This is a genomic window from Kitasatospora sp. NPDC051914, assembly GCF_040680995.1.
In the GTDB taxonomy this organism is placed as follows: Bacteria; Actinomycetota; Actinomycetes; order Streptomycetales; family Streptomycetaceae; genus Kitasatospora.
Genome location: NZ_JBFAXX010000027.1, coordinates 75,155 through 96,092 on the forward strand (window position 1 = coordinate 75,155; position 20,938 = coordinate 96,092).

Genomic DNA, 20,938 nt, shown 5'->3' on the forward strand with positions numbered 1-20,938 from the left:
CCGGCTCAGAAGGCGTCGGCGAGACCCTTGATCTCCTTGCCGAGGCCCTCGAGGTCGTCAGCCACGGTGTTGAGTTCCTTGACGCGTCCCTGGGCATGGGTGATGAAGGCGTCGGCAGCCGGGCCGTGCCAGGTGAGGTGGCTCAGCGCGGTGTTGATCTCCTTGCCGAAGGCCTCCACCTCCTTGGCCAGCTGCTCCAGCTCCGAGGCGTACTTGGCGAGTTCGGCGTCAGGGTCGCCGAACATCTGGCTGAGCACCCAGTGTGCGATCTTCTGCGGGGCCCAGAAGACGTCCTCGACGACGTCCACCGCCGCGCTGCCGAGCTTCTTGATGTCGTCCCACGTACTCACAGCCGCTCCCCCATGACTTTCACGACAGGCTGATAGTCGGTCAAAAGGCTATCGGACCCGGACATGCCGGGGGAGCCTGCCCGCACCGCGGGCCGCGGGTTCCCCCGACCGCCCGGGGCTCAGCGGCGCCCCACCGCCAGGACCGCCACCGCCGGGACCGCCAGCAGCCCGTCCGCACCCGCCCTTTCGGCGGTCAGCCGGTCGTAGTGCCGCTTGATCTCGGCTACGCCCTCCGGCGACTGCGCGGCGACCACCTGGCCGAAGGACGCGATCCCGCCGACCGCGCCCCGCCAGTAGTCCTCGGCGGCCACCGTGTACGTCCAGCGCAGCTCGCGCCCGCCGACCTCCGCCCAGCCCGCCTTCTCCAGCAGACCGGCGAACCCGTCCGGCGTCCGCTCGAAGTCGACCGGCACGGTCGGGAACACCGGGCGCTCGACGCCGGCGGCGTTCAGCGCCTCGCCGAAGACCGCCATCGCGCCGTTGGCCGCGGACGCCCAGATCGTGGCCGCGAGCCGTCCGCCGGGCCGGGTCACCCGGCGCAGCTCGGCGAGCGCGGCGATCGGGTCCTCGACGTGGTTGAGCACGAAGTTGCCGACCACCGCGTCGAAGGAACGGTCGGCGAAGGGCAGCTCGGGCAGGACGGCGTGCCGCACCGCGGCCTGCGGCACCCGGGCGGCGGCCAGCTCGACCATGCTCGGCTCGGCGTCGACCGCGGTGACCCGCGCCCCGAGCCGGACGCCGGCCGCGGCAGCGGTGCCGGGGCCCGTCCCGACGTCCAGCAGCTCGGTGCCGGCCCCGGCGCCCGAGGCGGCGATCAGCTCCGGTACCGCGCCCGCGCACAGCGGCGCGAAACTGCCCTCGTACGCTCGCGCCCGCCCCGCCCAGATCCTGCGTTCGTGTGCGTCGAACTCCCCCGCCACGGCGTTTCCCCCTCGTGATCGTTTCGGTACGGGCAGCCTAGCCCGGGTCGTTCGCCGTTCGAGCGGGCGGGCTGTGACACTGGAGGGGCTCGAAAACCGAGGTGCGCGCGCCCGTGCCTCCTTGCGAATCTAGAGGGATGCCCGCAGTGAGTTCTCCCGTAGCCCGGTCCGCCGATGCGCCCGCCATCGCGGAGCTGGCCGCCCGACTGCCCGAGCTGATGCTCCGCGACCAGCAGCGGATCGGCCGGCGGCTGGACGGCACGCGGCGGGTGCGCAGCCCCGAGGCCCGGCAGAAGATCGCCGGGGAGCTGGCCGCCGAGGTCGCCAAGGCCGAGCTGCGGGTGGAGCAGCGCCGCGCCGCGGTGCCGGAGATCCGGTACCCGCAGGAGCTGCCGGTCAGCCAGAAGAAGGACGAGATCCTTGCCGCGATCCGCGACCACCAGGTGGTGATCGTGGCGGGCGAGACCGGCTCCGGCAAGACGACGCAGATCCCGAAGATCTGTCTGGAGCTGGGCCGCGGGGTGAAGGGCCTGATCGGCCACACCCAGCCACGCCGGATCGCGGCGCGCACCGTCGCGGAGCGGGTGGCGGAGGAGCTGGCCACGCCGCTCGGCGAGGCGGTCGGCTGGAAGGTGCGGTTCACCGACCAGGTCGGCCAGGACACCCTGGTCAAGCTGATGACGGACGGCATCCTGCTGGCGGAGATCCAGACCGACCGGGAGCTGCGCCAGTACGACACGCTGATCATCGACGAGGCGCACGAGCGCAGCCTCAACATCGACTTCCTGCTCGGCTACCTCAAGCAGCTGCTGCCGCGCCGCCCCGACCTCAAGGTCGTGATCACCTCCGCGACGATCGACCCGGAGCGCTTCGCCGCCCACTTCGACGACGCGCCGATCGTCGAGGTGTCCGGCCGCACCTACCCGGTCGAGGTGCGCTACCGCCCGGTCCTCGAGGAGGGCACCGAGGAGGACGAGGTCGACCGGGACCGCGACCAGGTCCAGGCGATCTGCGACGCGGTGGAGGAGCTCCAGGCCGAGGGCCCGGGCGACATCCTGGTGTTCCTCTCCGGCGAGCGGGAGATCCGCGACACCGCGGACGCGCTGAACCGGATGAAACTGAAGTTCACCGAGGTGCTGCCGCTGTACGCCCGGCTGTCCTCGGCCGAGCAGCACAAGGTCTTCCAGCGGTCGAACAGCCGGCGCGTGGTGCTCGCCACCAACGTCGCCGAGACCTCGCTGACCGTGCCGGGCATCAAGTACGTGGTCGACCCGGGCACCGCCCGCATCTCCCGCTACAGCCACCGCACCAAGGTGCAGCGGCTGCCGATCGAGGCGGTCAGCCAGGCCAGCGCCAACCAGCGCAAGGGCCGCTGCGGCCGCACCTCGGACGGCATCTGCATCCGGCTGTACTCGGAGGAGGACTTCCTCTCCCGCCCGGAGTTCACCGACGCCGAGATCCTGCGCACCAACCTGGCCTCGGTCATCCTGCAGATGACGGCGGCGGGCCTGGGCGACATCGCGGCCTTCCCGTTCCTCGACCCGCCGGACTCGCGGAACATCAAGGACGGCGTCAACCTGCTGCACGAGCTGGGTGCGCTCGACCCGGCGGAGAAGGACCACCGCAAGCGGCTCACCCCGCTCGGCCGCAAGCTGGCCCAGCTGCCGGTGGACCCGCGGATGGCCCGGATGGTGCTGGAGGCGGACCGGCTCGGCTGCGTCCGTGACGTCATGGTGATCGCCGCCGCGCTGTCCATCCAGGACCCGCGCGAGCGGCCCGCCGAGAAGCGCCAGGCCGCCGACGACCGGCACCGCCGGTTCAACTCGGAGACCTCGGACTTCCTCTCCTACCTGGCGATGTGGCGCTACGTCAGGGAGCAGCAGAAGGAGCTCTCCTCCTCGGCCTTCCGCCGGATGTGCAGGACGGAGTTCCTGAACTACCTGCGGATACGCGAATGGCAGGACGTCTACGTCCAGCTGCGGACGGTCGCCAAGCAGCTCGGGGTGACGATCGACGAACCGCATCCGGACGCCGAGCCCGATGCCGACCGCATCCACCAGGCGCTGCTGTCCGGCCTGCTCTCGCACATCGGCCTGTTCGACGTGGAGAAGCGCGAGTACGGCGGCGCCCGGGGTGCCCGGTTCGCGGTCTTCCCGGGGTCGGGGCTGTTCAAGAAGCCGCCGCGCTGGGTGATGTCCGCCGAGCTGGTGGAGACCTCGCGGCTGTGGGCGCGGATCAACGCGAAGATCGAGCCCGAGTGGGTGGAGCCGCTGGCCGGCCACCTGATCAAGAGGTCGTACAGCGAGCCGCACTGGGAGAAGAAGGCCGGCGCGGTGCTGGCGTACGAGAAGGTGACCCTCTACGGGATGCCGGTCGTCGCGCAGCGCAAGGTGAACTACGGCCGGATCGACCCCGAGCTGTGCCGGGAGCTGTTCATCCGCAACGCCCTGGTGGAGGGCGACTGGGAGACCCACCACCGGTTCTTCGCGGAGAACCGCAAGCTGCTCGGCGAGGTCGAGGAGCTGGAGAACCGGGCACGCCGCCGGGACATCCTGGTGGACGACCAGACCCTGTTCGACTTCTACGACGCGCGGCTGCCGGAGGAGATCGTCTCCACCCGGCACTTCGACTCCTGGTGGAAGAAGGCCCGGCACGAGCAGCCGGACCTGCTGAACTTCGAGAAGTCGATGCTGATCAACGAGTCGGCCGACGGCGTCGCCGAGGCCGACTACCCGGACCACTGGCACCAGGGAAAGCTGCGCTTCAGGCTGACCTATCAGTTCGAGCCGGGCAGCGACGCGGACGGCGTGACCGTGCACATCCCGCTGCCGGTGCTGAACCAGGTGTCCGACGAGGGCTTCGACTGGCAGATCCCGGGTCTGCGGGCCGAGCTGGTCACCGCGTACATCCGCTCGCTGCCCAAGGCGATCCGGCGCAACTTCGTACCGGCGCCGGACTTCGCGGCGGCGGCGCTGCGCGAGATGAAGGACCGCCAGGAACCGCTGCTGCCGACGCTGGAGCGGGTGCTGCACCGGATGGGCGGCGTGGTGGTCCCGCCGGAGGCCTGGGACGACGAGCGGGTGCCGGACCACCTGAAGGTCACCTTCCGGGTGGTGGACGGCCGGAAGAAGCTCGCCGAGTCCAAGGACCTGGCGGAGCTTCGCCTGCAGCTCCAGCCGAAGCTGTCGGCGACGCTGTCCAGCGCCGCCTCGGGCCGCGGCATCGAGCAGGGCGGGCTGACCTCCTGGCCGGCCGGGCTGCCGGTGCTGCAGCGCACCTTCGAGCAGCGCACCCGCGGCCACTCGGTGCGGGCGTACCCCGCGCTGGTGGACGAGGGCGGCACGGTGGCGGTCCGGTTGTTCGACACGCCGGAGGCCCAGGAGCAGGCGATGTGGGCGGGCACCCGCCGGCTGCTGGCGCTCCAGGTGAACTCCCCGGCGAAGTCGATCCAGGGCCGGCTGGGCAACCAGGCGAAGCTGGCGCTGTCGTACAACCCGCACGGGTCGATCCCCGCGCTGTTCGAGGACGTCGTGGCGGCGGGCATCGACCGGCTGATGGAGCTGAACGGCGGCCCGGCCTGGGACGAGGCGGCGTTCACCGCGCTGTACGACAAGGTCCGCGCCGACCTGTACGACCTGTCGGCGGACACCACGCTGAAGACGGCGACCGCGCTGATCGCCTTCCACCGGGCGACCACCCGGCTGAAGTCGGTCTCCAGCCCGGTGCTGCTGAACGCGGTGAACGACGTCCGGCTGCACCTGGCCTCGCTGGTGTACCCGGGCTTCGTCACGGAGACCGGCTGGCAGCGCCTGCCCGACCTGAAGCGCTATCTGCTGGCGGTGGACCGCCGGCTGGAGGCGCTGCCGGACCACCCGCAGCGGGACGCCCAGAACCTGCTGAAGGTGCAGGCCGTGCAGCAGGCCTACGGCGAGCTGCTGGCCCGGGTGCCGGCCGGACGCGAGCCCTCGCCGGAGGTCCGGGCGATCCGCTGGATGATCGAGGAGCTGCGGGTGAGCTTCTTCGCCCAGGGGCTGGGCACGCCCGCACCCGTCTCGGAGAAGCGCATCCTCAAGGCGATGGACGCCGCCGCGGCGACGCTGTGACCGCCTCCGGTCCGGGGGCGGGCGCCCCCGGACCGGGCCCGCGGCGGCCGGTTCGACCTGGGGGCCTGCCATGCAGTACGATCTGTCTTGTTCGCAAGCGAGAGCAGACGAACGGATCAGAAATCTCTGGTCCCGTGGAGCAGTTGGTTAGCTCGCCACCCTGTCAAGGTGGAGGTCGCGGGTTCAAGTCCCGTCGGGATCGCAGTACAGGCAGAGGCCCGGAGCCGTAAGGTTCCGGGCCTCTGTCGTTCCCACCGTCCGAGCCTGCTGACGGCACGTCAGCCCTTACACCGGACTAGGTCTAGACCTCAAGATAACGACCGCGTGATGGTCGTCACTTATCCGTTCTTGAGATCGGACACTCGAGGACCCCCTCCCGGGGGCGGGAATTTAATATATAAAATTGCACACGCATTCCCAGTAATTCCCCCCACCCCCAGCAGCCCCATCGGGAATGCCCTGTTCCGGCATGCCGAAGGGCCGCACCCCCGACCCGGCGGAGTCGGGGACACGGCCCTTCGAGAAAACCCCTGAGACCTGTCAGGCCTCGGTGCGCTGCGCCGGAATACCGGCCAGCAGAGCACGTACTTCCGCCTCGCGGTAGCGGCGGTGGCCGCCCAGGGTGCGGATGGACGTCAGCTTGCCCGCCTTGGCCCAGCGAGTGACCGTCTTGGGGTCAACGCGGAACATGGTGGCAACCTCTGCCGGCGTCAGCAGAGGTTCAGCGTCAGGGGTACGAGCGGTCATGAGCGGCCTCCTCGGGAGAACCGAACCAGGGCGGTTCTATCCTTCAAATTCTGCACCTTGACCCGCGATGCCCGAAATGGCACACACGGACCGAGTCGGTTATAGGACGAACGGCTTGTCCTGATGTCTACAACTACACCATCCGTCCAGCCCCATCGGCCAAACCGCCTAAATTGGCCCCTCAGGGGTTCAAGCGAGACGGATGGCCATGGACCATCTCATAGCGGACAGTCACGATTTCGTGACATTCGGTAACGAGACGACCAGACCCTCCGCTTCCCCTCAAAGTACGCACCACCGTCAGAACGACCCAGAAGTGGACACACCAGGTTGAACTTGGGCTGGTTGTCCCATTTTTGCATATAGGGGTAAGTTCGCGTCAACGGTGAGTAGCGTCACGTTCCAGGGGGATTGACCCCGCCGGGGCCCTTCGCCCCGGGATCGGGGGCCGAACGACCCCTCCGTACATACCCGCCTCCACCCCCGGCCTCACCCGGCGGCGGTGACCTCGCGTCAGCTGGCCTGCCGGAGGGCCAGCACCCGGCGCCAACGCGCCGTCACCGACTCGTACGCCCGCACCGCTGCGGCCGTGTCCCCGGCCCGCAGCGCGCCGATGCCCGCCTCGACGTCCGCCACCGAGCGCTCGGCCGCCAGCGCCTCCGGCCCCAGCAGGTGCACCAGGCCCCCGTAGTCGAGCTCCACCAGCGAGCGCGGGTGGAACTCCTCCAGCCAGCGGCCGACCTGCTCCACGCCCAGCACGAGCTCTCCGCCGGGCCCGCTGCCCGCCCCCGGCACGGCCGTCCGCAGCGCCCGGTAGCCGCGCGCCACCCGCCGCCGGGCCTGGGCCATCGGCGTCAGGTAGAAGAGCGAGGCCGGTGCGGGCCGCGCCCCGGGCACGGACCCCGGCTCCGCCGGGACGAACCGGCGGTCCTCCTCGCCGAACGGCAGGCACCAGCGCACCGGGACCTCCCAGCGGCTGGTGAGGATCCACGGCCGGGCGTCCGGATGGTCGGCCCGCCAGCGCGCCTGGTCGGCCTCGGCCTCGGCCCGCACCGCCGGCGGCAGCACGGTGTCCAGCAGGAAGGCCGGCATGGCCTCGCGGAGCTCCTCCAGCGCCTGCCAGCTGCGCAGCCGGGTCGTCCAGGGGCAGATGTAGGTGACCCGGTCGACGACCCGCACCAGGGCCCGCTCGCTCTCCCGGTCCGGCAGTGCGCCTGGGGTGCGGCCGGCCAGCTCGGCCAGGGCCCTGCGCTGCTCGGCCAGGGCGGCCGCGGCGACCGGTTCGGCGGCCCCGTCGGCGTCCGGGCCGTGCTCCGCCGCGTACGCCTGCCAGCGGGCCCGCTCCGGCTCCGGATAGGCGGCCAGCGGCTCGTACACCCGCAGCTGGGCGGCGTAGGGCGGGAGCACCGAAGTGCGCACGGCGGTCACACCCGGCATCGTCGCACGCCCGCGGGCCCCCGGGGAGGGTGCCGTCGGGGGGCCTTCGGTCGTTATGTCCATGGGACCGTCAGGGGGCAGATCCGGCGACGGCCCCGGGGCTAGGCTTCGATCAGACGCCCGCACCACAGCCGCGGGCCACAAATACTGGAGTCACCACAGTGACCGACGTACACACCGCGTCCGCCGCGCACCCCGCATCAGGTGTGCTCAGCAGGATCTTCGCGACCGGGCAGGACGCTGCCCCCGGGGACGGCCACGAGCAGGTCGTCCTCTGTCACGACCGGTCGACCGGTCTCAAGGCGATCATCGCCATCCACTCCACCGCGCTGGGCCCGGCCCTCGGCGGCACCCGCTTCCACCAGTACGACTCCGAGGAGGAGGCGCTGGAGGACGCGCTGCGGCTGTCCCGCGGCATGAGCTACAAGAACGCGCTGGCCGGCCTGGACCTCGGCGGCGGCAAGGCCGTGATCATCGGCAACCCCGCCCCCTCCTCGGAGGGCGGTGACAAGAACGAGGCGATGCTCCGCGCGTACGGCCGCTTCGTCGAGTCGCTGCGCGGCCGCTACGTCACCGCGTGCGACGTGGGCACCTACGTCCAGGACATGGACATCGTGGCCCGTGAGACCACCTTCGTGACCGGCCGCTCCCCCGAGTACGGCGGCGCGGGCGACTCCTCCGTGCTGACCGCCTTCGGCGTCTTCCAGGGCATGCGCGCCTCCGCCAAGGCCCGCTGGGGCCAGCCCACCCTGCGCGGCCGCCGCGTGGGCGTCGCGGGCGTCGGCAAGGTCGGCCACTACCTGGTCGGCCACCTGGTCGCGGACGGCGCCACCGTGGTCGTCACGGACGTCTCCGAGGCCGCGGTGAACCGCGTCCGCGCGGCCCACCCCGAGGTGGAGGTCGCCGCCGACACCGCGGCCCTGCTGCAGTCCGCGCTGGACGTCTACGCCCCCTGTGCGCTGGGCGGCGCGCTGGACGACGCCACGGTGGCCCAGCTCGGCCAGGCCGGCACCTCGGTGGTCTGCGGCGCGGCCAACAACCAGCTGGCGCACGCCGGCGTGGAGAAGGACCTGGCCGACCGCGGCATCCTCTACGCGCCGGACTACCTGGTGAACTCCGGCGGCGTCATCCAGGTCGCCGACGAGATCGAGGGCTTCGACTTCGACCGCGCCAAGAACAAGGCGACCAAGATCTTCGACACCACGCTGGAGATCTTCACCCGGGCCGCCGCCGACGGCATTCCGCCGGCGGTCGCCGCGGACCGCCTCGCCGAGAAGCGGATGCGCGAGGTCAGCGCTCTGCGCTCGATTCTGCTCCCGGGCGCCCGCCGGTCCTGATCGGCGGAGCGCACGGGTCCGGAGGGGGGCGAACGGAGTTCGCCCCCCTCCGGATCACAATGTGGAACCGGATTCTCACTTGGTAGCCCGATCGGGGGATACCGGGCCCTCTCGCGAGGGATAATCGGAACCGGAACGACGGACCCGGGCACGCTCCGGGCAGCCTGCAGAAGCCCGAGATACCTCCTGTGACCTGGAAAGACCCGGTTTCGGGGGTCGGCGGTGCGCGCCACGTCACACCCGCGACGTACCGTCCGGCGGCGGAAACAGGTACCGTTAATGCTCCAAGGGACGGCTCTCCCACTCCGGGCAGGCCGCTCCTGATCATGAACACGTGTCAGACTCGGGGCCGTGAGCCCCACCGTTGAGGGGGTCGACCCATGGGGCGCGGCCGGGCCAAGGCCAAGCAGACGAAGGTCGCCCGCCAGCTGAAGTACAACAGCGGCGGCTTCGACGCTAACCGTCTGTCTCATGAGCTGGGCGTATCTCCGTCCACCGCGATCGAGCCGGAGCCGATCGAGGAAGAGGACGACGACGACCCCTACGCGGCGTACGCAGATCTCTACGCCGACGAGGACGACGACGAGGACCCTGCCGACAACGGGCAGTCCCGCCGCCGGGCCTGACAGCCAGCACAGGACCGGCCCGGCGCTCATCGAGCGCCGGGCCGGTCTTCGGCGTATCCGCAGCCGTACGGCGGCCGCAGCCCGCCGCGGGCCCGCCCCGGGGTGGGGCGGGCCCGCGGGCCGGGCTCAGGCCAGGTCGAAGCCCTCGTAGGCGTTGTAGAGCGCCGCGGCACCGTCGTGCCCGTCGGCGCGCTCGACGATGTCGCCGAGCAGCCAGGCCTCCACGCCGCGGTCCTCCAGGACGGACAGCACCACGTCCACCGAGGACGGCGGGACGACGGCCACCATGCCGACACCCATGTTGAGGGTCTTCTCGATCTCCAGCGCCTGCATGTTGCCGACCCGGGCGACGGTCTGGAAGACCGGCATCGGCGTCCAGGTGCCGCGGTCCAGGCGGGCGTGCAGGCCGGCCGGAATGACCCGGGCCAGGTTGGCCGCCAGGCCGCCGCCGGTGACGTGCGAGAAGGCGTGGATCTCGGTGGCCCGGGCGAGCGCCAGGCAGTCCAGCGAGTAGATCCGGGTGGGCTCCAGCAGCTCCTCGCCGAGGGTGCGGCCGAACTCCTCGACCTGGCGGTCGAGCTTCCAGCCGGCCTGGTTGAGCAGCACGTGGCGCACCAGCGAGTAGCCGTTGGAGTGCAGGCCCGAGGCGGCCATCGCGATGACCACGTCGCCGGCCCGGACGCGCTCCGCGCCGAGCAGCGCGTCGGCCTCCACGACACCGGTGCCGGCGCCCGCGACGTCGTACTCGTCCGGCCCGAGCAGGCCCGGGTGCTCGGCGGTCTCGCCGCCGATGAGCGCGCAGCCGGCCAGGGCGCAGCCCTCGGCGATGCCCTTGACGATCTGGGCGACCCGCTCCGGGACGACCTTGCCGACGCAGATGTAGTCGGTCATGAAGAGCGGCTCGGCACCGCAGACCACGAGGTCGTCGACGACCATGCCGACCAGGTCGTGGCCGATGGTGTCGTGCTTGTCCATGGCCGAGGCGAGGGCGACCTTGGTGCCGACGCCGTCGGTGGCGGTGGCCAGCAGCGGGCGCTCGTAGCGCTTGAAGGCGGAGGCGTCGAAGAGTCCGGCGAAGCCGCCGAGGCCGCCGACGACCTCGGGGCGGTCGGCCTTCTTCACCCACTGCTTCATCAGCTCGACGGCGCGGTCGCCGGCCTCGATGTCGACACCTGCGGCGGCGTAGGTGGCGCCGCCCTCGTTGCTGGTCACTGTCCGGTGGCCCTTTCAGGAATGGTCAGACCGTCAGGGGCGCGAGCAACGGCGCACCCGGCCGGCACCGTACGGGTGCCCGGCCGGCCGCGCGGTCCCCCGCGCCCCTGGATCGTGCATGGTTACGGGCGACGGAGCGCGTCGGCCGCGCCGTGCCCGCCGATCAGCGACTGGACGCCGTCCAGGTCGCTGGTGGGCTTGCCGCGCACCGCCGGCGGCTGCTGGCTGCCGGCGATCTCGGCCTCCAGGAGCAGCTTCCCGAGCAGGGCCGGGTCCGGCAGCTCCATCGGGTACTCGCCGTCGAAGCAGGCCCGGCAGAGCTTGTCCTTGGGCTGCGCGGTGGCCTCGATCATGCCGTCGATCGAGATGTAGGCGAGCGAGTCGGCACCGAGCGTCCGGCCGATCTCCTCGATGGTCATGCCGTTGGCGATCAGCTCCGCGCGGGTGGCGAAGTCGATGCCGAAGAAGCAGGGCCACTTGACCGGCGGGGAGGAGATCCGGATGTGCACCTCGGCGGCGCCCGCCTCGCGGAGCATCTTCACCAGCGCGCGCTGGGTGTTGCCGCGGACGATGGAGTCGTCCACGACCACCAGGCGCTTGCCGCGGATGACTTCCTTCAGCGGGTTGAGCTTGAGCCGGATGCCGAGCTGGCGGATGGTCTGGCTGGGCTGGATGAAGGTGCGGCCCACGTAGGCGTTCTTCACCAGGCCGGAGCCGTACGGGATGCCGCTGGCCTCGGCGTAGCCGATGGCGGCGGGGGTGCCGGACTCCGGGGTCGCTATCACCAGGTCGGCCTCGACCGGGGCCTCCTTCGCCAGCCGGCGGCCCATCTCCACGCGGGAGAGGTGGACGTTGCGGCCGGCGATGGTGGTGTCCGGGCGGGCCAGGTAGACGTACTCGAAGACGCAGCCCTTGGGCTTGGCCTCGGCGAAGCGGGAGGTCCGCAGGCCGTTCTCGTCGATGGCGATGAGCTCGCCGGGCTCCACCTCGCGGATGAAGGAGGCGCCGACGATGTCGAGGGCCGCCGTCTCGGAGGCGACCACCCAGCCGCGCTCCAGCCGGCCGAGGACCAGCGGGCGGATGCCCTGCGGGTCGCGCGCCGCGTAGAGCGTGTGCTCGTCCATGAAGACGAGCGAGAAGGCGCCCTTGACCTTGGGCAGGACCTGCCGGGCGGTCTCCTCGATGGAGAGGTCCGGGTACCCGGCGAGCAGGGCGGTGACCAGGTCGGTGTCGTTGGTCGCGGCGGTGCGGCCGGAGCGGGAGACGTGCTCCTCGCCGGGCAGCTCGGCGACCATCGCCGCCAGTTCGGCGGTGTTGACCAGGTTTCCGTTGTGGCCCAGGGCGAGCGAGCCGTGCACGGTCGCCCGGAAGGTCGGCTGGGCGTTCTCCCAGACCGACGAGCCGGTTGTCGAGTAGCGGGCATGTCCGACGGCGATATGCCCGTGCAGCGACCCCAGCGAGGTCTCGTCGAAGACCTGGGAGACAAGCCCCATGTCCTTGAAGACGAGAATCTGGGAGCCGTTGCTCACTGCGATGCCCGCGGATTCCTGTCCGCGGTGCTGCAGGGCATAGAGGCCGAAGTACGTGAGCTTGGCGACCTCCTCGCCGGGAGCCCAGACACCGAAGACGCCGCAAGCGTCCTGGGGGCCTTTCTCGCCGGGAAGAAGATCGTGGTTGAGTCGTCCGTCACCACGTGGCACGTCTTCGAGTCTAGGGCAGTTCCGTACGCCTTCCCGAACAGGGATGCCGAGGATTATTGGCCGAACCGATGGCAACGCGCGTAGACAAAACCCCTTACAGCTCGGGTCATTTCTCCGGCGCGTTTTCCGGCGAGCGGCGCACTCCCTTGCCACGCGCGCCCTTCGGGGCGGCGCAACGGCTGACGGGGTGTCGGTCGGCGGGGCGCGGCGTGATCCTGCTCACCCGGCGGGCAGCATCAGCGCCCAGGCACCCGGATGCACCGTCCACGTCCGATGCCGGACGGGGCCCACCGGGCAGCCGTCCGCGGTGTAGCCGAAGCCCCGGCCGGCCACGCCGAGCGTGGAGGTGCGCAGCCGGCGGACGGGCCCGCCGGTGCCGATCTCCACTTCGAGCTCGCCGCCGGCCGGCCGCGCGCGCAGCAGTCGGACCCGGTCGTGGACGTCGGCGAGCAGCCGGCCGCCGTCCGCCTCGACCCGCAGCGGGACGCCCTCCGGGTCGGAACCGCTCGCCTGGTCGGGCGCAGCGAGTTTCGCCCATAGCGAACGCAAGGACAGCGGGGCCCTTCGGGGTTCCGCCCCGATCCGCAACTCGGCGAGCACCACGCCGCCGCCGTCGTCCACCACCAGGTCGAGCTTGCGCGGGGCACCGCCCAGCGCCGCCCTGGCGGCGGCCACCGGCAGGTCCGGCACACCGAGCGAGCGGCAGGCCGAGGTCGCCTCCGGCGGACCCACCGGAACCACCCCGACCGGGTCCGTGCCCAGGTCACGGTGCCGGTGGAGGGCCTGCAGCAGCCGCTGGACGGCAAGATCGGAACCGATCACCACCGGTCGCCGGCGGCCGCGGTGCGACAGCACGCGGTCCAGTTCGGAGGGGCTCTCGGGGAGCGCCACCTTGGCGTCCGCGCCCCCGCAGAGGACGTCCCGGGCGATCCGCACCGACTCTCCGTCGGCCCGGCCGGCCGCCGGGTCGACCAGCACCAGCAGCGGCTCCCCCGGACCTCGCCCGTCGGGGCGGGATGCGGGCGTGGACAGGGACGACACGACCGGTCCTTCCTCAGGTAATCTCTCGGTGCAAGAGCCCCTTGCGCTATTGCGCCAGGGGCTTCGTCTATCTCGGGGCAGACTGCGGTCTTCCGCAGGATGCCCCAACCGGAAGGGGTGTACGCCTGTGCCGGCACTCGTGCTCGTTGGCGCCCAGTGGGGAGACGAGGGCAAGGGGAAGGCTACTGACCTCCTCGGTGGCTCCGTCGACTACGTCGTCCGCTACCAGGGCGGCAACAACGCCGGTCACACGGTGGTCATCGGCGACCAGAAGTATGCCCTGCACCTGCTGCCTTCCGGCATCCTCAGCCCGAATGTGACCCCGGTGATCGGCAACGGCGTCGTCATCGACCCGGGTGTGCTGCTCTCCGAGCTGAACGGGCTGAACGAGCGCGGCATCGACACCTCCAAGCTGCTGATCTCGGGCAACGCCCACCTGATCACGCCGTACCACCGCACCCTCGACAAGGTCACCGAGCGCTTCCTCGGCAAGCGCCGGATCGGCACCACCGGCCGCGGCATCGGCCCGACCTACGCGGACAAGATCAACCGCGTCGGCATCCGCGTCCAGGACCTCTTCGACGAGTCGATCCTCCGCCAGAAGATCGAGGCGGCGCTGCACGACAAGAACCAGATCCTGGTCAAGCTCTACAACCGCCGCGCCATCCCGGCCGACCTGGTGCTCGAGGAGTACCTGGGCTACGCGGAGAAGATCCGCCCCTTCCTCGCCGACACCACCCTCGTCCTGGACGAGGCGCTGAAGGCCGGCAAGGTCGTCCTGCTGGAGGGCGGCCAGGGCACCCTGCTGGACGTCGACCACGGCACGTACCCCTTCGTGACCTCGTCGAACCCGACCTCGGGCGGCGCCTGCACCGGCTCCGGCATCGGCCCCACCAAGATCGACCGGGTCATCGGCATCCTCAAGGCGTACACCACCCGCGTCGGCTCGGGCCCGTTCCCGACCGAGCTGCTGGACGCCGACGGCGAGGCGCTGCGCCGGATCGGCGGCGAGCGCGGTGTCACCACCGGCCGCGACCGCCGCTGCGGCTGGTTCGACGCGGTGATCGCCCGCTACGCCACCCGCGTCAACGGCCTCACCGACTTCTTCCTCACCAAGCTGGACGTGCTCACCGGCTGGGAGCAGATCCCGGTCTGCGTCGCGTACGAGATCGACGGCCGCCGGGTCGAGGAGCTCCCGTACAACCAGTCGGACTTCCACCACGCCAAGCCGATCTACGAGACGCTGCCCGGCTGGAGCGAGGACATCTCGAAGGCGCAGACCTTCGCGGACCTGCCCAAGAACGCCCAGGCGTACGTGAAGGCCCTGGAGGAGATGTCCGGCGCCCCGATCTCCGCGATCGGCGTCGGCCCCGGCCGCACCGAAACCATCCAGATCAACTCCTTCCTGTAGGCAGCTCCCGCCTGCAGGGCCGCAGGGCACTGCCGAAGGGCCCCGCACCTCCGGGTGCGGGGCCCTTCGCACGCCCGCCGTCCGATCGATTGCACTAGTGCAGAAATGCATTGCACCTAGTGCGTAGCGGGTCTATGGTCGGCGGCATGACTGCGAAGCTGCCCGCCCCGACCGTCCTGACCGGCCGCCACGTCCGGCTGGAGCCGCTCGCCCAGGGCCATGTGCCCGACCTGTTCGCCGCGGGCGGCGGGGACGAGGAGGTGTTCCGCTGGATGTCGCACGAGGCGCCGCGCACCGAGGAGGAGATGGCCGACCGGATCGGGCACCGGCTCGCCGACGCGGCCGCGGGCGCCTGCGTCCCCTTTGCCGTGGTCTCGCCCGCCGACGGCCGGGCGATCGGCGTGACCTGCTACCTCGACGCCAGCCCGCGGGACGAGTCGGTCGAGATCGGCGGCACCTGGTACGCCCGCCGGGTGTGGCGCAGCGCCGTCAACACCGAGGCCAAGCTGCTGCTGCTCGCCCACGCCTTCGAGGACCTCGGCATGGGCCGCGTCACCTGGAAGACCGACCACCTCAACGAGCGCTCGCAGAACGCGATCCGCCGGCTCGGCGCCCAGTACGAGGGCACCCTGCGGCGCCACCGCCGCCGGCCCGACGGCACCTGGCGGGACAGCGTCCACTTCTCCATGCTGCGCGACGAATGGCCCGCGGCCAGGGCTCGACTGACGGAGCGCCTGGCCGCGGGCTGAAGGAAGAAGGGGGTGGGTCCGTCAGGCGATGGAGGCCGCGACGATGGCCGCCACCGAGAGGTTGCAGGCGGCGGTCACCCAGACCGCCGGGTGCGGCTCGGGGTCGACGAGGACGGCACCGAGCTTGCCCGGGGTCAGCAGGTCGACCAGCCAGAACGCGGCGGCCATCAGCACCAGGCCGAGCAGGCCGAACAGCGCGGTCGCCGCGAGGCCCTTCCCGAACTCGTCGTAGGTGTACATGATCGCGGTGAAGACGATGCCGCCGATGCCGATCAGCGCGGAGCTGAGCACCACGGCCGCGTTCCGGTTGCGCTCCAGCCAGATCTGCCGACCGAGCTTGCCGGGGGTCAGTGCATCGACGAGACCGACACCGAGCAGCAGCAGCACCAGGCCGACCGCGCCGTAGGCGGCGGCCATGCCCAGGCCGTGGACGATGTCGTTCATGCTGCTCCCCCGTGGCGATGTGTCAAGGACCGGCAAAAGATATCCCATGGTTCCGGCTCCGGGGAGCCCTGAGTACCATCACCCGTCATGACGCAGACCGACCCCTCCTCCACCAGACGCCGCTCGGGCGTCGTCGCCCTCGGCATGGTGGGGACGCTGGCACTGGCCCTGTCCGGCTGCTCCTCCTCGGGCGGCAGCACGCCGAGGCGCTGCGTCGACCCGGGCACCCTCAAGGTGCTCGACGACCACTCCTGCGGGGGCGGCACCACCGCCGCGGCCGGCCGCTGGTACTACTGCGGCTCCGGTTCGCTGACCGCCGCCGGCGGCACCTTCGACAAGGCCGCGACCAAGCGCGGCGGCTTCGGCTGCCCGTCGGGCAGCTCCGGCTCGGGCGGGGGCTGACCGCCGTGCGCCGCCGCACCGTCGAACCCCGCGCCGGCTGGCAGGCCGCGGTCGAGGCCCAGGGCCTGATCTACGCGGTCTGCGAGGACCCGCGCAACCCCGGCACCGAGTACGCCTACTGGGACGAGAGCGCCTACTACGAGTTCTCGCTGCCCGAGGTCGAGGCGCTGGAGGAGGTCGTCGACGAACTCCACGAGCTCTGCCTGGAGGCCGCCGACCACGTGGTGCGGACCGGCCGGTTCGCCGACTACGGCATCACCGACCCGCGGCTGGCCGAGGTGATCGCGCAGTCCTGGCGGCGGCGCGAGGAGCAGCCGTCGCTGTACGGGCGGTTCGACCTCGCGTACGACGGCACCGGCCCGGCCAAGCTCTTCGAGTACAACGCGGACACCCCGACCTCGCTGATCGAGGCGGCCAGCCCGCAGTGGTTCTGGATGGAGGAGCGCTTCCCCGACGCCGACCAGTGGAACTCGCTGCACGAGCGGCTGGTCGCCGCCTGGTCGCGGCAGAAGGACCTGCTGCCGCCCGGCCCGGTGCACTTCGCGCACTCGCGCGGCGACACCGAGGGCGAGGACTGGATGACCACGCTCTACCTCCAGGAGACCGCCGAGCAGGCCGGCCTGGAGACGGTCTCCATCGCCATGGAGGACATCGGCCTGGACGGGCTGACCGGGCGCTTCGTGGACCTGCAGCACCGGTACATCCGCTCGGCGTTCAAGCTGTACCCGTGGGAGTGGCTGGCCGAGGACGAGTTCGGCGCGCAGCTGCTCTCCACCGTCGACCTGGGCGGCTCCACCGGCTCCACGCTGTGGATCGAGCCGCCGTGGAAGATGCTGCTCTCCAACAAGGCGCTGCTCGCCGTGCTGTGGGAGCTCCACCCCGGCCACCCCAACCTGCTGCCCGCCTACCTGGACGGCCCGCGGGAGCTGGCCGCCACCGGCTACGCGGCCAAGCCGCTGCTCGGCCGGGAGGGCGCGGGCGTGCGGATCGTCGAACCGGGCCACGGCGAGACGCTGCTGCCCGCGTGGGCCGGCGACCCGGACCGGTACGGCGCGGAGGGCTTCTGCTACCAGCAGCTGTGCCGACTGCCGGACTTCGACGGCAACCACCCGGTGCTGGGCGCCTGGGTGGTGGACGGAGAGGCCGCGGGCCTCGGCATCCGGGAGACGCACGACTCGCCGATCACCCACGTCGGCGCCCGCTTCCTGCCGCACGTCATCCTCTGAGCGGGGCCGGGCCGACCGGTCCGGACGATCGGGAGGGGAATCCTGTGGACGCGAAGTACCCGGCGGTGGAGCCGTACGCACACGGCATGCTGGAGGTCGGCGACGGCAACTCCCTGTACTGGGAGACCTGCGGCAACCCCGACGGCAAGCCGGCGGTGGTGCTGCACGGCGGCCCCGGCTCCGGCTGCACACCCGGATGGCGGCGGTTCTTCGACCCACAGGCGTACCGGGTGGTGCTCTTCGACCAGCGCGGCTGCGGGCGGTCGACGCCCGACGCGGCCGATCCGGCGACGCCGCTGGCCGCCAACACCACCGCGCACCTGCTGGCCGACCTGGAGCGGCTGCGGGAGCACCTGGGCATCGACCGGTGGCTGGTGTTCGGCGGCTCGTGGGGCTCCACGCTCGGCCTGGCCTACGCCGAACGCCACCCCGAGCGGGTCACCGAGCTGGTGCTGTTCAGCGTGGTGACCGGCGGCCGGGCCGAGGTCGACTGGGTGACCCGGCAGATGGGGCGGGTCTTCCCCGAGGAGTGGCGGCGCTTCGCGGACGGCGTCCCCGCCGAACTGCGCGACGGCTGCCTGGCCGACGCCTACGCCCGGCAGTTGGAGTCCTCGGACCCGGCCGTCCGGGAGCGCGCCGCGCGCGACTGGTGCACCTGGGAGGACACCCATGTCGCCACCGCCGACGGGCACCGGCCGGACCCGCGCTACGACGACCCGGTGTTCCGCTTCCGGTTCGCCCGGCTGGTCACCCACTACTGGCGGCACGCCTGCTGGCTGCCGGAGGGCGGACTGCTGCGGGACGCCCACCGGTTGGCCGGCATCCCCGGCGTGCTGGTGACCGGCAGGCTCGACATCAGCGGCCCGCCCGACATCGCCTGGCAGCTCTCCCGCGCCTGGCCGGACGCCGAGCTGGTGCTGGTCGAGCGGGGCGGCCACGGGTGGGACGCCGACGGCACGGGCGCCGCCCTGCTGGCCGCCACCGACCGCTTCGCGGGCCGGAACTGAGGCGGTGCCGCAGGGCGGCGCGCACGTGCCGACCGGACGTCAGGCGTTGTGCTCGACCATCCGGTCCAGGCACACGGCGACGGCGAGCAGCAGGGGGACGTCCGCGCCGTCCGCGATCTCCACGCCGTAGGTGTCGCGGATGCGGAACCACTTGCGGGAGATCTCGGCGACGGTGTCGCCGTCGGACTCCACGGTGTACTCCTTGTCGATCAGGTCGCCGTGGACCTCCAGCTCGCCGCCGGCCTCCAGCTCGACCAGGTACTTGTCCCGGAAGGGCGTGAAAAGCTTCTTGCGGACGGTCGCCACGGTCTCGCCCTCGGCGTTCTCGATCCGCATGGCGTCCCGGACGGTGAGCACCTTCTCCTTGATCACCGCGACCACGGTGCCGGACGGGTCCTGCAGCTCGAAGGTGTCGCGCAGCCGCAGCACCTTGCCGTCCACCAGGAACGCCTTCTCGCCGTCCCCGTCCTCGATCCAGTAGTCGTCGCCGACCGCGAACAGCCGCTCCTTGACCACGTACTTCATGCCCGTCCGACTCCCTCGTCCCTCTGCCCTGCCCGATCACGACGAGCACATCGTGCCGGACGCCGGCCCCGCGGTCAGCACCCGGCGGCACGGAACCCGGGGCGTGTCCCTCCGGTGTCGGGCGCGTTCCCGGTGTCAGCCGGCCGCCTGCCGGGCGCGGAGCCTGCGCAGCATCCGCGCGTCCTGGAAGCCGACCGCACGGGCCGCGGCCTCCACCGTCGCCCCCTGGGTGATCAGGTGCTCGGCGTGCTCCAGCCGCAGCTGCTGCTGGTAGCGCAGCGGGGTGAGGCCGGTGGCCTCGGAGAAGCGCCGGGTGAGGGTGCGCTCGCTGACCCCGGCGGTGGCGGCCAGCCCGGTGAGCAGCAGCGGGTCGGCGAACCGGGAGTCGATCACGTCCTGCACCCGGTGCACGGCGTCGCTGAGGTGCGCGCGGTGCCGCAGCATCGCGCTGGCCTGCTGCTCGTCGCCGTTGCGGCGGGTGTGGACCACCATGGTGCGGGCCACCCGGGCGGCGGCGAACGGGCCGTGCCGGACGGCGACCAGGTGCAGGGCCAGGTCGATGCCGCTGGCGATGCCGGCCGAGGTGAGCACCCGCCGGTCCTCGACGTAGAGGACGTCCCGGACGACGGCCGCCCGCGGGTAGCGCCGGGCGAGCTCGTCCTGCAGGTCGTGGTGGGTGGTGCAGCGCCGGCCGTCGAGCAGCCCGGCCCGGCCGAGGGCGTCCGCGCCGGAGCAGACGCTGGCCACCGTGCCGCCGGCGGCGTGGTGCGCGACCAGCCGGTCCAGCGACTCCCGGGAGAACACCGCCCCGCGGGGCAGCGCGGGGGAGCGCCAGCCCGGCACCACCACCAGGTCGGCCGGGGTCAGCTCCGGCCAGTCGGTGGCGGCGCGCAGGCCGACGCCCTGCGCGGTGGGCACGTCCTCCTGCTCGGCGACGTAGACCGTGCTGTAGCGGTGGCCGAAGTCGTCCGCCGAGGAGAACACCTGGGCCGGGCCGGCGAGGTCCAGCAGGTGCAGCCGGGGAGCCAGCAGGAAGACCACCTTGCTCACGGTCTGCCGCCTCCTGCTCTGCTCACGATCAGGCCCTGCTCACGATCCGGTCAGCTCGGCCACGGTGGCGATCCGGGCGAAGCGGCCCGCCAGCGCGTACTCGGTGCGGGCGATGACCTCGTCCGTCGACAGCGTACGCGGGTCGGCCAGGATCTCCGCCAGGTCGCGGCCCGCGGGGGCGTCCCGGTGCTCGATCGGGTGGGTCGCGGTGGCGTCGGTGACGAACACCACCTGGTACCCGAGGTCGGAGGCCACCCGCGCGGTGGTCTCGCAGCACTGCTCGGTGCGGATGCCGCTGATCACCACCTCGCCGACGCCCTGCTGGGTGAGCAGCTGCTGGAGGTTGGTGGTGGTGAAGGCGTTGTGCGAGGTCTTGGTCAGGACGGGCTCGCCCTCGGCGGGCTCCAGGCCCTCGATCGGGCGCACGAACCCGAGCGCCGGGTCGAAGTCCCCGCCCGAGCCCGGCTCGGCGTGGAGCACCCAGACGACGAGGTCCCCCTTCTCCCGTGCGGCGGCCACCAGGCGGTCCACCTTGTCGGCGATCCCCGGATCGGAGACGGCCGCCCAGTTGGGTCGCCGGCGGAAGGACTCCTGGACGTCGATGACGACGAGTGCGGTCTTCATGCCTCCATCCTGACCGCCCCGGGGCCC

Annotated in this window: 19 protein-coding genes and 1 tRNA gene; 9 read left to right on the forward strand and 11 right to left on the reverse strand. The window is 71.8% G+C overall.

All coding sequences use genetic code 11. The annotated features are described in order from the left end of the window. Positions 1-5: 5 nt before the first annotated feature. Both AB0M03_RS19475 and AB0M03_RS19480 read right to left on the reverse strand, forming a co-directional pair. Positions 6-350: a hypothetical protein gene (locus tag AB0M03_RS19475; protein WP_363492789.1), complete on the reverse strand. Its 345-nt coding sequence runs from the start codon at positions 348-350 to the stop codon at positions 6-8. 119 nt (positions 351-469) lie between these two features. Then, positions 470-1,270 (reverse strand): class I SAM-dependent methyltransferase, encoded by an 801-nt coding sequence (locus AB0M03_RS19480; protein ID WP_363492790.1) that lies wholly within the window; start codon positions 1,268-1,270, stop codon positions 470-472. Between the two features lie 137 nt (positions 1,271-1,407). Between AB0M03_RS19480 and hrpA the strand changes: the two genes are divergently transcribed. Together hrpA and AB0M03_RS19490 are read left to right on the forward strand one after the other, a co-directional pair. Continuing rightward, positions 1,408-5,373, forward strand: coding sequence for an ATP-dependent RNA helicase HrpA (gene hrpA, locus AB0M03_RS19485; protein ID WP_363492791.1), 3,966 nt, complete (start codon positions 1,408-1,410; stop codon positions 5,371-5,373). 128 nt (positions 5,374-5,501) lie between these two features. Continuing rightward, positions 5,502-5,575: transfer RNA gene (locus AB0M03_RS19490), tRNA-Asp, on the forward strand. Positions 5,576-5,913: 338 nt separating this feature from the next. Here the strand turns inward: AB0M03_RS19490 and bldC are convergent. Together bldC and AB0M03_RS19500 are read right to left on the reverse strand one after the other, a co-directional pair. Then, the gene (gene bldC, locus AB0M03_RS19495) at positions 5,914-6,120 is read right to left on the reverse strand and encodes a developmental transcriptional regulator BldC (RefSeq protein WP_014137253.1); all 207 of its coding nucleotides are present in this window, start codon (positions 6,118-6,120) and stop codon (positions 5,914-5,916) included. Between the two features lie 513 nt (positions 6,121-6,633). Then, positions 6,634-7,557, reverse strand: a complete 924-nt coding sequence (locus AB0M03_RS19500; protein WP_363492792.1) for a hypothetical protein — start codon at positions 7,555-7,557, stop codon at positions 6,634-6,636. Positions 7,558-7,763: 206 nt separating this feature from the next. Between AB0M03_RS19500 and AB0M03_RS19505 the strand changes: the two genes are divergently transcribed. Then, positions 7,764-8,894 (forward strand): Glu/Leu/Phe/Val dehydrogenase dimerization domain-containing protein, encoded by a 1,131-nt coding sequence (locus AB0M03_RS19505; protein WP_363492824.1) that lies wholly within the window; start codon positions 7,764-7,766, stop codon positions 8,892-8,894. 380 nt (positions 8,895-9,274) lie between these two features. Further along, positions 9,275-9,520, forward strand: a complete 246-nt coding sequence (locus AB0M03_RS19510; protein WP_363492793.1) for a DUF3073 domain-containing protein — start codon at positions 9,275-9,277, stop codon at positions 9,518-9,520. A gap of 126 nt (positions 9,521-9,646) precedes the next feature. Here the strand turns inward: AB0M03_RS19510 and purM are convergent, their stop codons facing one another. The 3 genes from purM to AB0M03_RS19525 form a co-directional block, all read right to left on the reverse strand. Then, positions 9,647-10,732: a phosphoribosylformylglycinamidine cyclo-ligase gene (gene purM / locus AB0M03_RS19515; protein ID WP_363492794.1), complete on the reverse strand. Its 1,086-nt coding sequence runs from the start codon at positions 10,730-10,732 to the stop codon at positions 9,647-9,649. A 122-nt stretch (positions 10,733-10,854) separates the two neighbouring features. Next, positions 10,855-12,432 (reverse strand): amidophosphoribosyltransferase, encoded by a 1,578-nt coding sequence (gene purF, locus AB0M03_RS19520; protein WP_363492795.1) that lies wholly within the window; start codon positions 12,430-12,432, stop codon positions 10,855-10,857. Positions 12,433-12,651: 219 nt separating this feature from the next. Next, the gene (locus AB0M03_RS19525) at positions 12,652-13,473 is read right to left on the reverse strand and encodes a diacylglycerol kinase (RefSeq protein WP_363492796.1); all 822 of its coding nucleotides are present in this window, start codon (positions 13,471-13,473) and stop codon (positions 12,652-12,654) included. Between the two features lie 127 nt (positions 13,474-13,600). Here AB0M03_RS19525 and AB0M03_RS19530 point away from each other — a divergent pair, with 127 nt between their 5' ends. Both AB0M03_RS19530 and AB0M03_RS19535 read left to right on the forward strand, forming a co-directional pair. After that, on the forward strand, positions 13,601-14,884 hold the full coding sequence (locus tag AB0M03_RS19530; RefSeq protein WP_363492797.1) for an adenylosuccinate synthase: 1,284 nt from the start codon (positions 13,601-13,603) through the stop codon (positions 14,882-14,884). 146 nt (positions 14,885-15,030) lie between these two features. Then, positions 15,031-15,633, forward strand: coding sequence for a GNAT family protein (locus tag AB0M03_RS19535; RefSeq protein WP_363492798.1), 603 nt, complete (start codon positions 15,031-15,033; stop codon positions 15,631-15,633). Positions 15,634-15,654: 21 nt separating this feature from the next. Here AB0M03_RS19535 and AB0M03_RS19540 read toward each other — a convergent pair whose 3' ends face one another. Beyond that, positions 15,655-16,077 carry a DUF350 domain-containing protein gene (locus AB0M03_RS19540; RefSeq protein ID WP_363492799.1) on the reverse strand — a complete coding sequence of 141 codons (423 nt, stop codon included), beginning with the start codon at positions 16,075-16,077 and terminating at the stop codon, positions 15,655-15,657. Positions 16,078-16,164: 87 nt separating this feature from the next. On the opposite strand from AB0M03_RS19540, the gene AB0M03_RS19545 reads away from it, so the two are divergent. Genes AB0M03_RS19545 through pip form a run of 3 tightly spaced genes read left to right on the forward strand, consistent with a single transcriptional unit; the run spans position 16,165 to position 18,712 of the window. Further along, a complete protein-coding gene (locus tag AB0M03_RS19545; protein ID WP_363492800.1) occupies positions 16,165-16,479 on the forward strand; it encodes a hypothetical protein in 315 nt (104 codons plus the stop codon). A 5-nt stretch (positions 16,480-16,484) separates the two neighbouring features. Further along, a complete protein-coding gene (locus tag AB0M03_RS19550; RefSeq protein ID WP_363492801.1) occupies positions 16,485-17,705 on the forward strand; it encodes a glutathionylspermidine synthase family protein in 1,221 nt (406 codons plus the stop codon). A gap of 44 nt (positions 17,706-17,749) precedes the next feature. Next, complete coding sequence (gene pip, locus AB0M03_RS19555) at positions 17,750-18,712, forward strand: prolyl aminopeptidase (protein ID WP_363492802.1); 963 nt, start codon at positions 17,750-17,752, stop codon at positions 18,710-18,712. Between the two features lie 39 nt (positions 18,713-18,751). Here pip and AB0M03_RS19560 read toward each other — a convergent pair whose 3' ends face one another. From AB0M03_RS19560 to AB0M03_RS19570, 3 genes are all read right to left on the reverse strand, one after another. After that, complete coding sequence (locus tag AB0M03_RS19560; RefSeq protein ID WP_363492803.1) at positions 18,752-19,237, reverse strand: LURP-one-related family protein; 486 nt, start codon at positions 19,235-19,237, stop codon at positions 18,752-18,754. A 135-nt stretch (positions 19,238-19,372) separates the two neighbouring features. Then, entirely contained in the window at positions 19,373-20,287 is a 915-nt protein-coding gene (locus AB0M03_RS19565; RefSeq protein WP_363492804.1) for a DJ-1/PfpI family protein, read from the reverse strand. Positions 20,288-20,326: 39 nt separating this feature from the next. Further along, positions 20,327-20,911, reverse strand: coding sequence for an isochorismatase family protein (locus AB0M03_RS19570; protein ID WP_363492805.1), 585 nt, complete (start codon positions 20,909-20,911; stop codon positions 20,327-20,329). Positions 20,912-20,938 lie beyond the last annotated feature (27 nt).